General features: G+C 67.8%; 8 protein-coding genes and 2 pseudogenes. 5 read left to right on the plus strand and 5 right to left on the minus strand.

What is annotated here, in order from left to right:
• Positions 1-140 precede the first annotated feature (140 nt).
• Positions 141-670, plus strand: a pseudogene (locus ACWCP8_RS40550) (integrase core domain-containing protein); the annotation flags it as partial.
• A gap of 32 nt (positions 671-702) precedes the next feature.
• Here the strand turns inward: ACWCP8_RS40550 and ACWCP8_RS40555 are convergent.
• The 4 genes from ACWCP8_RS40555 to ACWCP8_RS40570 all read right to left on the minus strand — a co-directional run bounded on the left by ACWCP8_RS40555 (position 703) and on the right by ACWCP8_RS40570 (position 2,212).
• Positions 703-1,089, minus strand: a complete 387-nt coding sequence (locus ACWCP8_RS40555; protein WP_451121541.1) for a fic family toxin-antitoxin system, toxin component — start codon at positions 1,087-1,089, stop codon at positions 703-705.
• Positions 1,086-1,379 (minus strand): type II toxin -antitoxin system TacA 1-like antitoxin, encoded by a 294-nt coding sequence (locus ACWCP8_RS40560; protein ID WP_451121543.1) that lies wholly within the window; start codon positions 1,377-1,379, stop codon positions 1,086-1,088. Before ACWCP8_RS40560 ends, ACWCP8_RS40555 begins: the two co-directional genes overlap by 4 nt.
• Positions 1,380-1,674: 295 nt before the next feature.
• The gene (locus tag ACWCP8_RS40565; protein WP_451121545.1) at positions 1,675-1,887 is read right to left on the minus strand and encodes a hypothetical protein; all 213 of its coding nucleotides are present in this window, start codon (positions 1,885-1,887) and stop codon (positions 1,675-1,677) included.
• Between the two features lie 13 nt (positions 1,888-1,900).
• Positions 1,901-2,212, minus strand: coding sequence for a three-helix bundle dimerization domain-containing protein (locus ACWCP8_RS40570; RefSeq protein ID WP_451121547.1), 312 nt, complete (start codon positions 2,210-2,212; stop codon positions 1,901-1,903).
• An 874-nt stretch (positions 2,213-3,086) separates the two neighbouring features.
• Between ACWCP8_RS40570 and ACWCP8_RS40575 the strand changes: the two genes are divergently transcribed.
• The 4 genes from ACWCP8_RS40575 (at position 3,087) to ACWCP8_RS40590 (ending at position 10,457) form a co-directional block, all read left to right on the plus strand.
• On the plus strand, positions 3,087-3,434 hold the full coding sequence (locus ACWCP8_RS40575) for a hypothetical protein (protein WP_451121549.1): 348 nt from the start codon (positions 3,087-3,089) through the stop codon (positions 3,432-3,434).
• 5 nt (positions 3,435-3,439) lie between these two features.
• Complete coding sequence (locus ACWCP8_RS40580) at positions 3,440-7,378, plus strand: Pls/PosA family non-ribosomal peptide synthetase (protein ID WP_451121551.1); 3,939 nt, start codon at positions 3,440-3,442, stop codon at positions 7,376-7,378.
• On the plus strand, positions 7,378-8,739 hold the full coding sequence (locus tag ACWCP8_RS40585; RefSeq protein ID WP_451121553.1) for a M1 family metallopeptidase: 1,362 nt from the start codon (positions 7,378-7,380) through the stop codon (positions 8,737-8,739). Before ACWCP8_RS40580 ends, ACWCP8_RS40585 begins: the two co-directional genes overlap by 1 nt.
• Before the next feature lie 137 nt (positions 8,740-8,876).
• On the plus strand, positions 8,877-10,457 hold the full coding sequence (locus tag ACWCP8_RS40590) for a CYTH and CHAD domain-containing protein (RefSeq protein WP_451121555.1): 1,581 nt from the start codon (positions 8,877-8,879) through the stop codon (positions 10,455-10,457).
• A gap of 218 nt (positions 10,458-10,675) precedes the next feature.
• Here ACWCP8_RS40590 and ACWCP8_RS40595 read toward each other — a convergent pair.
• A pseudogene (locus tag ACWCP8_RS40595) lies at positions 10,676-11,152 on the minus strand (ISAzo13 family transposase); the annotation flags it as partial.

The following is an 11,152-nucleotide window of genomic DNA, read 5'->3' on the forward strand; positions in this document are numbered from 1 at the left end:
ACGATGTGGCCCACCGGCTCGGCTGGTCGGACTGGCGACGCCGCCATCAGGCCCGGTCCAGAGCCAGCCATTACCGACGACAGGCCGCGCAGTCGATCAGACTCACCCCCTGAGGATACGGACGCCCACACGCCGGCGTCATCGACACTGTCCTCGGCAGACGCCTGTACGCGCTGGCGTTCCTCGAACACGGCACCCGGCGCCTATACATCGCCTGCTGCACTGCCCACCCCACCCGGGAGTGGGCAGTGCAGCAGGCGCGGAACCTGACCGCCGGCCTCTGCACGCGCATGGAACCCCTGCGCTTCCTCCTACGTGACCGCGACGGCAAGTACGACCAGTCCTTCGACGCCGTCTTCGAGGCCGAGGAGATGGAGATCCTCAAGAGTGCACCGCGAGCTCCTCGGATGAACGCCCACTGTGAGCGGGTGATCGGCAGCATCCGGCGTGAGGCCCTCGACCATGTCCTCATCATGAACGAGGCCCACGCCCGGCGCGTCCTGGCCGCCTACGAGCGGCACTACAACGAGCACCGCCCCACCGAGCAGGCAACCAACTACCTCCGGGCGCCGACCAGCAGCCCATCACCGTGCACGACCTCGAAGTCCGCAGACTCCTGCGCACCCGCATCCTCGGCGGCGCCGTCAACGAGTACCGCTATGCGGCTTGACCTGCAGCAACGACTTTCCGAGCCCCACAAGGTCAGTTGATGGTCCAGTCGCGCAGTTGACGGGCGATGCGGGCGACGCCCAGCGTCCCGGCGGCGGCGTCGCGCACGAGGGCGACGGCCGCCTTGGGCGGGTAGTCGAGCCGGTGTTTGTTCAGGGCGAGGTACGCCTCGGTCGAGTGCCAGGCGAAGGCCTCACCGGAGTGCTCGAGGCAGGGGAGTTTTGACAGGGTCTGCAGCAGTGCGGCGGCCTTGAGGTGCACGGAGCCGTAGATGTCGCGTTCCATGGCGCTGGCGTTGACCCGCGCGGCGGCCGCGTACAGCGGTCCCAGGTCGTCGACCTGCGGGTCGCCGTCGAGGAGCTCGGCGGCGTGCAGCAGGAAGGTGATGTCGAGCGGGTGCAACGGTTCGGGCTGGGTCACGCGGCCTGGCCCCGCTTCTGCTGCAGCTCGGCACGGGCCTGCTGCTCGGCGGCCCGCTGCTCCGGTGACGGGTCGGTGCTGCTGGGTTCGGCGGCGAACGCGGCGCCGCTGCGCGTCATCGACTCCTTGAAGCCATCGAGGAACCGCTGCTCCACGGCGGTCGCGCGGGTGTAGGCCGCGGAGAGGATGTACTCCTGCAGGCTCACTCCTTCCTGCGCGGCTGCGGCGGCGATCGCGGCCCGCTGCTCGGGGTCGGGGAAGCGTAGGTTCATGGCCTTCGGTTCTGGCATGGTACCGACGGTACCAGTGGTATCACCTTTGGCCCAGAGCAATGGCTCCGCCGGGGTGAGGTGCAGGAGAGGGCAGCTCTGAAGTCAGCGGAAGCCCCCACCGGGCCGCGGATCTCGCCCAGCCGGAAGTAGTCGTCCTCCGCGTAATCCCCAAGCGCGAGGGCGTGCGAGGGATGAGACAGCAGCGAGACTGTGCCCCTGAAGAGTGCGCGCACGCGGTCGGGATGGAGCTGAAGCTCTCGCCTATCAGCTCGTCCGAGGCGTGATAGAGAGCCTTCGCCGGGAGGATGGTCGGTCATTGGCGGGCGGCGTATCGGATCCAGGTGTCGGTGAGGGCCTGGAGCGCGGCGGGTGGGGCACCGGCGCGTTCCAGGTAGTGGGTGTATGTGAAGAGACGGTCCGGTCCGTCGGGCCACCGGGGATCGGCAGCCGCGAGACGGGCGATGCCTCCTCTCGGCGTTCTCTCTTGTGTGAACTGGGCCAGCCAGGTGTTGAAGCTGCTCGTCATGCCCCACCTTCGTTCACGTCGGGTCCGTCGCCGCCTGCTGTGGGGCTTTGCTGCTCTTTGGAGGCTTGGCATTCGTGACGGTGGCGGCAAGAACGTTTCTGGCCCTTCGTTCCACCAGGATGGGAACGTAGGTCCGGACTTTCGCGTGGCGCAGTGTTTCGTGAGCTGTTCGCACGAGGGCGTCGACGGTGTCGTGGTCTGCGGCGGGGAAGGACGCCGTGAGCCGCTCCGTCACGTGGTGCAGTGCTGCCTGCTCGGCGTGGGCGCGATGGGCAGGTTCGCTGTCTTCCAGTCCTTCCGGCTTTGGGTCTTCGAGGGCTTTCATGCTCCAGGGCTTTCATGGTCCTACCAAGAGGGCGCTGGTCAGGCTGGTCGTTCGGTGGGGTCATCGAGGCTCTGCGGCGCTGGTAGCACCCAGCGAGGGTGGGGTACGGGGAACGGGGTCACGGTTACTCGCGGCTCGCCGGTCGGGGCGTGTTGAGTGCTGAGTTGCGCCATTCCGGCTTCAGCGCGCCGGTGCAGAGCGATACGCACGATCACCGGCGCTACTCCGAGAGCCCGGGCAGCGGCGTGAAGCGGGAAACTCAGGGTGTGCGCGAGGCAGATCTCACGCGCGTCGGTCACGAGATCCACCAGCAGCCCGGCCGCGACCATGAGCAAGCTGCTGGGCCTTGAGCACCCAGTCCTTCAGACCGCACCGCCATCGTCTCCGCGAGTACTCCGTTCCTCTGGCGGGACGTCTCCTCCAAGTCTCCGAGGCCACTGCTCCTCCTGCACTCTGGGTGGGCTGAATGAAAGGAATCTTGCTGGTGGACCCGCGACACAAGATCCACTTGACGGTTTCACTGCATCGCCTCGTCTGAACCCCTTTTCGGGACCGGTCATCGGTTATGTTCCTGGCTGCCTCGTGGGCAAGCCTTCGCAGCCATGGGCAAGCGCCTGCAAGTGCGGTGACGGCTGCCGCGTACGGGAGGGCTGGGCTGTCCCGGGGTGACCCGCCGTTGTGGTGCTGCGGTGGGGATGGGGGATCTCAGCGCACGACGCGGGTGCCGCTCCAGTCGGGGGAGGCGCTGAGCGAGCCATCCACAAACATCAGCGGTGGATCCGGGCGCAGGGCAGGCTGCTGCGCCAGTCGGAGCAGCCATCAAGCTGAAGCGTTCCGGAATATGCACTATGGGCGGAAAGGCCCCAAGGGCCCGATGGTGAGTGAGGGTGATCCGGTGGAAATTGGGGTGTCTGATGACTGGGTATTTGACTGGGTCAACAAGGCGCGTGAGGTGCCGCTGAGGAATGGGCTGGTCGGGCTTCTCGCGGAGCTGACCATGTATTACCCTGTGCGGCCACACCCCGCGCACAGGGTTGACCTGCCGCTGCGGAGCGCTGCCGCCGCGCTCCGGATTCCCGCGGCCGAACTGCACATCTGTTTGCGTCGGCTGGCCAACGCAGGCCTACTCACCTATTCGTTGTGGCCGGACAGTGAGAGAACTCTGCACGGCGCGATCACGCTGATTCCCGTCGCCGGTTCGCCTGTGGATTCTGGTATCTGAGCCTGATGGGGCGAACAGAGGGACCTGGGGCGTTGGTCGACGTGCTGTTGGACGAGGGTGCGGTGGCGGTCGCGCCGCCAGCGGTGTTCACGGCCAGTATGGGAGCGGCTCCTGCCCGGACGTTGTTGGACGTGCTGGAGGCCACCACTCGCCGGTACCCCGATGCGCTGGCGGTCGATGACGGGACCACGGCGCTGAGCTATCGGGATTTGCTGACCGAGGTGGACGCGATGTCGGGGCGGCTTCGGCGTGCGGGCATCGGTGTGGGTGGCCGGGTCGGGGTGCGGATGCCCTCGGGGAACGTGGAGTTGTATGTGTCGATCCTGGCGGCGCTGACTGCCGGAGCGGCCTATGTGCCGGTGGATGCGGAGGATCCGGATGAGCGGGCCGAATTGGTCTTCTCCGAGGCCCGGGTCGCAGCGGTCATCGGTGCCGGAAGCGAGCTGACGCCACGCGCGGGGGCGAGCGGTGTGGCGGGATACCCGGGGCCCGACGATGATGCCTGGATCATCTTCACGTCCGGGTCCACTGGGAAGCCGAAGGGAGTGGCGGTCACCCACCGGTCTGCGGCGGCGTTCGTCGACGCCGAGGCACAGTTGTTCGCTGTCGAGGAGCCGTTGGGCCCCGGCGACCGGGTGCTGGCGGGACTGTCGGTGGCGTTTGATGCCTCGTGCGAGGAGATGTGGCTGGCGTGGCGGCACGGAGCCTGTCTGGTTCCCGCGCCGCGGTCGCTCGTGCGTACCGGACCTGACCTGGGTGCTTGGCTGGTGCAGCAGCGAATCACCGTGGTGTCGACAGTGCCGACGCTGGCTGCGCTGTGGCCGACCGAAGCATTGCGCGGAGTGCGGTTGCTCATTCTTGGGGGCGAGGCGTGCCCGCCCGAACTCGCGGCCCGGCTCGTTGTCGCGGGGCGTGAGGTGTGGAACACCTATGGTCCCACCGAGGCCACCGTCGTCGCCTGTGCTGCCCGGCTCACTGCGGACGGACCGGTGCGTATCGGGCTGCCGCTGCCGGGGTGGGCCCTCGCGGTGGTGGACTCCCGCGGCGAGGTTCTGGGGATGGGCGAGGTCGGTGAGCTGGTGATCGGCGGGGTCGGGCTGGCCCGCTACCTTGATCCGGCCCAGGACGCGAAAAAGTATGCGCCGTTGGCATCACTGGGCTGGGCACGGGCCTACCGCAGTGGGGACCTGGTCAGGGCCGAGGCAGCAGGGCTGCTGTTCATCGACCGGGCGGATGAGCAAATCAAGCTGGGCGGGCGACGGATCGAGCTCGGCGAAGTGGACGCGGCCCTGCGGGCACTGCCGAACGTGGCCGGCGCTGCAGCGGCCGTGCGCACCTCGGCGAGCGGCGCCCCTCTGCTGATCGGGTACCTGGTCACCGCATTGGATCCGGACGCGCCGGACGAGACGTTCGACACGGCGCAGGCGCTGGTGCGACTCCGGCAGTTGCTGCCACCGGCCCTGGTCCCGCTGCTGGCTGTGGTGGACACCTTACCGACCCGCACCTCAGGCAAGATCGACCGTGCCGCACTGCCCTGGCCCCTGCCCGGGACGGACCGGCACGCGCCGACCCCGGATCTTGTGGGTACCGAAGGATGGCTCGCCACGCAGTGGCGCGAGATCCTCGGCAGCCCGGTGCAGAGCGCGGACGCGGATTTCTTCTCCTGCGGCGGCAGCAGCCTAGCTGTCGCCCACCTGGTGTCCCGGATCCGCAGCCGCTTCCCGAACTGCTCGGTCGCTGACGTCTACCAGTACCCGACGCTGCGCGCCCTGGCCGCGCGCCTGGACGAGCTGGCAAGCGGTCACAGTCCCGCGCGCCAGGTACAGCCCACGCCGCGCCGTGCTGCGCTCGCCCAGACGTTGCTGATGGTGCCGCTGCTCACCGTGGCCGCGCTGCCTTGGGTCGTGGCACTGGCAGCGGTCGGAAACGCACTCCACTGGCTCGGCTCCTTTCCCTGGGCACCCGTCGTCTCCTGGTGGTGGGTGGCCATGGGCTGGGTGCTGTTCGCAAGCCCCGCAGGTCGACTGGTGATCGCGGCGTCAGGTGCGCGGCTGCTGCTGCACGGGGTTCGCCCGGGCACCTATCCTCGCGGCGGCGGCGTGCACCTGCGCCTGTGGACCGCTGAGCGTCTGGCAGCGCTCAGCGGTGCAACCCACCTGACCGGCAGCTGGCTGACCTGGTACGCCAAAGCGCTGGGGGCCCAGGTCGGCGCGGATGCCGACCTGCACGCACTGCCATCAGTGACCGGCTTCCTCGAACTGGGCGGGGGCTGCGCAATTGAGCCGGAGGTGGACCTGTCCGGCCACTGGCTGGACGGAGACCTGCTGCACATCGGCCGTATCCGTATCGGTTCGGGGGCAACCATCGGATCTCGCAGCGTCCTCCTTCCTGGGGCCAGGATCGGCAAGCGGGCAAGCGTGGCGCCGGGTAGCGCGGTGGCCGGCTTGGTGCCCGCCGGCCAACGCTGGGCGGGTGTACCGGCCCGCCCCACCGGCAAGACGCCGCACCGCGGGCCGCGGCGGGCCCGTCCTCCGCACAGCAGGCGATGGGCCCTCGCCTACGCGCTCACTTCAACGGCACTGACGGTGCTGCCTCCGCTGGCCGCGCTGCCCGGGCTGATGGTGACCGGCCTGTTCCTGCGCGGACAGGCCGACCCAACAGCCGCGCTGGGCCACGCACTGCTCTCGGTGCCGCTCGCCGCAATCAGCTCACTGATGTGCTATGCGCTCCTGCTGCTGACGGGCGTGCGCTTGCTCAGCTTCGGCCTGCGCGAAGGAAGTCATCCCGTTCACAGTCGGATCGGCTGGCAGGCCTGGGGCACCGAACGGCTGATGGACGCCGCCAGGGTCGGTCTCTTCCCCCTGTACGCGAGCCTGCTCACCCCGGCATGGCTGCGCGCACTGGGCATGCGGGTCGGACGCCGAGTGGAGGCATCGACGGTGCTGGCACTGCCGACCATGACGCGGATCGGCGACGGCGCGTTTCTCGCCGACGACACTATGGTCGGCTCCTACGAACTGGGCGGCGGCTGGCTGCGCATCGCGGCCGCACGCATCGGCAAGCACGCCTTCCTCGGCAACTCGGCCATGGCCGCACCCGGACGCTCAGTGCCCAACCGAGGCCTGGTGGGCGTGCTGTCCGCCGCTCCCAAGCGCGCCAAGGCGGGCAGCTGCTATCTCGGTATGCCACCGATGAAGCTTCGGCGCACTGCCGAAAAGAGCGACCCGAGCCGTACCTTCGAACCGCCACGCCGCCTGGTGTTGGCCAGAGCCAGCGTGGAGCTGTGCAGGCTCGTGCCGGTCATGTGCACCGTCGCGCTCACGGTGCTCGTGCTTGCCGCCTTCGAAGTACTTGCGGTGCGGCTGGGGTTCACCGCGGCAGTGCTGGGCGGCGGACTCCTCCTGTTCACCGCAGGCGTGCTGGCCTGCGCGGTCGCGGCGGCGGCGAAATGGCTGCTGGTCGGCCGGTTCCAGGCCATCGAGCGACCGCTGTGGAGCGCGTTCGTGTGGCGCAACGAGCTGGCCGACGCCTTTGTGGAGGTACTCGCCGTTCCGTGGCTCGTCGGAGCGATCGGCGGTACCCCGCTGATGAACCTGTGGCTGCGCTGCCTCGGAGCCCGCATCGGGCGCGGCGTGTGGTGCGAGACCCGCTGGCTGCCCGAGGCCGACCTGGTGCGGATCGGGGACGCCGCGAGCGTCAACCGCGGCTGTGTGCTCCAGACACACCTGTTCCACGACCGGATCATGCGCATGGGGGAGGTGATTCTTCAGGAGGGGGCTACCCTGGGTCCGCACACCATCGTGCTGCCCGGCGCCGATGTCGGGTCCCATACCACGGTGGGACCGGCATCACTGGTGATGCGCGGTGAAGCCGTGCCTTCCGGTACCCACTGGCTCGGCAATCCGATCGCCACCTGGCCCAGGGAAAGTAGCATCGAAGAGTAATGGCCGAGCGAAATCGCAGCACGCTTCGCCCCTCGTCCGGAGCAGCCACATCTGCGGACTCTTATCTGCCCGAGCACGGCAACGGCGGTTACCGGACCACGCACTACGACCTGGAACTGCGCTACCGGCCCGACTCCGGACGACTGTCCGGACGGGCGGCGCTCACTGCGATCACCGAGCAGGCACTCACCGACTTCACCCTCGATCTGGGCGCCTTCCGGCTCGACCGGGTGAAGGTGGACGGCATCCAGGCCGCCCGGTACACCCACCGGGCGGGCAAGCTGCGGATCTGGCCCGCCCGAGCGCTGCGCGCCGGGAGACCGTTCACCGTAGAGGTGCACTACGTCGGAAACCCCCGGCCGATCCGCAGCCACTGGGGCGATCTCGGCTGGGAGCAATTGGACGACGGCGCACTGGTCGCCGGACAGCCGATCGGCGCGCCGTCCTGGTTCCCCTGCAACGACCACCCCGCGGACAAGGCAACCTACCGGATCTCGGTGACCGCACCATCGCCCTACACGGTGCTCGCCAACGGCAGCCTGCTCACCCGCACCACACACTCCAGCACCACGACCTGGGTGTACGAGCAGCCGACGCCCATGGCGAGCTATCTGGCCACCGTGCTGATCAGCCACTTCGAGACAGTCGAACTCGCCCCTGCCCCGATACCGCAGACAGCGGCCGTACCTGCCAGGTTGCTCACCCGGTTCCGGTGGGACTTCGCCCGCCACTCCCAAATGATGACCACTTTCGAGCACTTCTTCGGCCCGTACCCCTTCGACCGGTACGCCGTGGTCGTCGTCGACGAGGAGCTGGAAGTCCCCGTTGAGGCCCAGGGGCTGTCCATCTTCGGAGCCAACCATATCGACGGACACCGTGGCTTCGAGCGACTCGTGGCCCACGAACTGGCACACCAATGGTTCGGCAACAGCCTGACCCTCGCCGCGTGGCGCCACATCTGGCTCAACGAGGGCTTCGCCTGCTACTCCGAATGGCTGTGGTCGGAGTCCTCCGGCGGCAGGCTGGCCGCCGACCTGGCGACCCAGGCCCACGCCAGCCTCGCGGCACACCCGCGGGATCTGCGGGTCGCCGACCCCGGCGTACGGCAGATGTTCGATGACCGGATCTACCTGCGCGGGGCACTCGCACTGCACGCACTGCGCACAACGCTCGGCAGCACCGCATTCTTCGCCATGCTCCAGGAATGGACCGCGACCTACCGACACCGCACAGTGACGACGGAAGCGTTCATAGCCACAGCGCAACGGCACACCCCCAAGCCGCTGGACGAGCTCTTCACGACGTGGCTCCACGACACCCAGCTGCCGGAACTGCCCCAGCCCACGAACTGGCGCGGCTGAGGCGCCCCACCACCCGGCGACGGAGTCGTGACCGTCCCTGCGGCCTGGCCCAGACCGGCCTCATCACCCTTCGACCAGCTCTCCCTTCGGCGTATCGCCTGGTGCTGAAATCCGCGGCGCGGAGCAGGCTGTAGGACATGAAGATCAGTACTGATGCGACACAAGAGATCGAGCGCAAGTACGACGTCACATCCGACGCGGAATCGCTGCCCCCACTGAGCGACGTCGAGGGCGTAATCCAGGTGGAAGAGCGCACCGAGATCTTGGACGCCACCTACTACGACACCTCTGACCTGCAGCTGAGCACACACGGCATCACACTTCGCCGACGCACAGGAGGCAGCGACACCGGGTGGCACCTCAAGCTCCCATCCGGACCAGACACCCGCGAGGAAATCCGCGCGCCCCTAACCGACGAGACAGCTGTGCCAGCCACGCTCGCCTCCCTGGTACGCGCCCGCACACGCGACCAGTCGCTGCACCCCGTGGTCCGTATCGTGAACGTACGCGATGTCCGACGCCTGCTGGATGCGGAAGGCAGAGCACTCGCCGAGGTCTCCTACGACAACGTCACAGCCCACCCCATCGACCCTTCCACGCCCGAGGTGGCCGCCTCCATGGATTGGTCTGAGGCCGAAGTCGAACTCATCGAAGGCTCGCCCCCCTTTCTCGACACCGTTGAGCACCACCTGACTGCCGCTGGCATGCAGCGCAGCAGATCGGCATCCAAACTCGCCCGCGTCCTGGGAAACCGGCTGCCGGCCAGGCCGTCCGCACAGCCAACGCGTCCCACTCACACACCGCATGGAACGAAGAAGAGAAAAACTAAGAGACCCTCCGCAGCCGACGTCGTTCTCGGATACCTGAGCGAACACACGGCCCGCATCACCGACCTCGACATTGCAGTTAGACGCGACCAACCCGACGCAGTCCACCAGATGCGGGTATCCGCCCGCCGACTGCGCAGCGCCCTGAAGACCTTCCGCACCGTGCTGGACCGTAAGGCCACCGAACCGCTCGCCGACGAACTCAAATGGCTCGGCGCAAAACTGGGCGTGGACCGCGACCGCGAAGTCCTCACCGCCCGACTGTACGAGCGGATCGATGAGCTCCCGGAATCGCTGATCGTGGGCCCGGTCCCCACCCGAGTGGGCGCCTGGTCCGACGCGCAGCGCACAGAGAACCGGTCCGGCCTGATGACCGTCCTCAACGGCCCCCGCTACCTCGCACTGCTACGGGCCCTGGACGCATTGCTCGCACAACCACCCCTGCTTCCTGGCTCCGACAAGCGCGCCATCGCCGCCTTGCCCAAGGATGTGCTACGGGACTGGCAGCGACTCGTCAACCGGATCCAGCCCACCTGGACAACTCCACCGGGACCCGAACGAGATCTTCAGCTTCACAAGGCCCGCAAGGCGGCAAAACGAACCCGTTACGCCGCTGAAGCAGTGCAGCCAGCTCTGGGCAAACCCGCCAAGAAGTTCCGAGTCCAGATGAAGGCCTTGCAGAAGCTGCTCGGCGAACACCAGGACAGCGTGGTTGCCCGTAACACCCTTCGCGACCTTGCCGCGCAGGCCACCCTCGCGGGTGAGAGTTCCTTCACCTACGGACTCCTGCACCACGTTGAGCACGACCGGGCCGATGACGCCGAGCGGCAGCTGCCTGCTGTCTGGCAGACGGCCTCCCGCCCCAAACTCAGAAAATGTCTCGTTCGCTGAGAGGGGGCCAGTAGACCGCTCCTGCTGCCCTTCAGCACCTGTGCCAGGGCCGCCACCACACGCTCGTCTTTGTCACCTGTCGGTGAATGCGGCCGAGCAGCCCACAGGTCCTCGGTCCAGGAGCGCGGGACGTACAACTCCCGGTCGTTGGCGGCGTGTCCGGTATACGCGGAGTAGACCAGGTAGACCGCGCCCTGGGCATTCTCGGTGCGTCCTGGGGCCCGTAATTGAATAACTGTCAGTGAAGGTGCTCGATGGGAGTCGCCCGGGCATGCAGTTGTTCCAACGTGCGGGCTGCCGAGCCGGGTAGAGGCGCGACGACAACTCGGTGCAAGTCGAGGAGCCGGTTTCCGTCTTGGAACTGGTTGGACAAGTTGGTGCGGGTGACGCCCAGCAACTGTGCCAGGAATGTACTGGGCACCGCTTTGCGGCGGCGCAAGATGGCTGCCAGGAGTCGGTGGGAGTGGTTCCAGGCTGCTGGTTTGCGGGTGGAGGTAGCTGCGTGGGCGGTGGAACCGTCGCTGGAATGCCGCCTCGGCCATGGCGTCCCAGTATGGTTCCGAGATCGCCACCAGGTGTTCGAAGTGGGTCCGTGGCATGCCGGTCAGGGCCGGATTGGTGAGCATCATGGTCAGGTCCGGGTCGATCCGGTGGCCGACTGCCAGCACCTCTGGCGTTCGAGGTGGGACAGGAGC

The organism is Streptomyces sp. NPDC002206 (assembly GCF_053593595.1).

Bases quoted from the DNA above. Each gene is read 5' to 3' on its own strand.
- ACWCP8_RS40560 (WP_451121543.1), bottom strand. From the start codon at position 1,379: ATGCCAGAACCGAAGGCCATGAACCTACGCTTCCCCGACCCCGAGCAG.
- ACWCP8_RS40585 (WP_451121553.1), top strand. From the start codon at position 7,378: ATGGCCGAGCGAAATCGCAGCACGCTTCGCCCCTCGTCCGGAGCAGCC.
- ACWCP8_RS40570 (WP_451121547.1), bottom strand. From the start codon at position 2,212: ATGAAAGCCCTCGAAGACCCAAAGCCGGAAGGACTGGAAGACAGCGAA.
- ACWCP8_RS40580 (WP_451121551.1), top strand. From the start codon at position 3,440: ATGGGGCGAACAGAGGGACCTGGGGCGTTGGTCGACGTGCTGTTGGAC.
- ACWCP8_RS40575 (WP_451121549.1), top strand. From the start codon at position 3,087: ATGGTGAGTGAGGGTGATCCGGTGGAAATTGGGGTGTCTGATGACTGG.
- ACWCP8_RS40590 (WP_451121555.1), top strand. From the start codon at position 8,877: ATGAAGATCAGTACTGATGCGACACAAGAGATCGAGCGCAAGTACGAC.
- ACWCP8_RS40565 (WP_451121545.1), bottom strand. From the start codon at position 1,887: ATGACGAGCAGCTTCAACACCTGGCTGGCCCAGTTCACACAAGAGAGA.